General features: G+C 42.5%; 3 tRNA genes. All 3 read left to right on the top strand.

From position 1 onward, the window contains the following. Position 1 precedes the first annotated feature (1 nt). Positions 2–77, top strand: a tRNA-Phe gene (locus C2M30_RS12265). A 27-nt stretch (positions 78–104) separates the two neighbouring features. Then, positions 105–180: transfer RNA gene (locus C2M30_RS12260), tRNA-Thr, on the top strand. 45 nt (positions 181–225) lie between these two features. Beyond that, positions 226–301 (top strand) — tRNA-Phe (locus C2M30_RS12255). The last annotated feature ends 233 nt before the right edge of the window (positions 302–534 follow it).

Here is a 534-nt window from a genome sequence, read left to right as displayed (position 1 = left end):
CGCCCAGATAGCTCAGTCGGTAGAGCAGAGGATTGAAAATCCTCGTGTCGGTGGTTCGATTCCGCCTCTGGGCACCATCTTTTAAAGATGACCAGTTTTAGTGTGCCTGCTTAGCTCAGTTGGTAGAGCAACTGACTTGTAATCAGTAGGTCGCCAGTTCGACTCCGGCAGCAGGCACCATTTATTTACTCGAAAGAGTGTACTTTAGCAGTACTAAAATAGCTTGCCCAGATAGCTCAGTCGGTAGAGCAGAGGATTGAAAATCCTCGTGTCGGTGGTTCGATTCCGCCTCTGGGCACCACTTATTCTGAAACCCTGACCTTTAGGTCGGGTTTTTTTATGTCTGAAATTTAGTGTTTGGCGAAATCTCATTATACCAATTGCATTAATTGATAGGTCACTTATTGCGACAGAGAAACGGTTCATAAACAAGGCGAAAAATTTAACATGTAGTTGTTCTACATAAGAATTTTTTAACGCAGTTAATGAGGCGTTTAACTCGCTAGAATGACAAAGTAGTTAATAAAATTGGTA

It is taken from the genome of Pseudoalteromonas sp. T1lg24 (assembly GCF_002964745.1).
Classification (GTDB): domain Bacteria; phylum Pseudomonadota; class Gammaproteobacteria; order Enterobacterales; family Alteromonadaceae; genus Pseudoalteromonas; species Pseudoalteromonas spongiae.
This window is presented reverse-complemented; position numbering and strand designations above follow the sequence as displayed.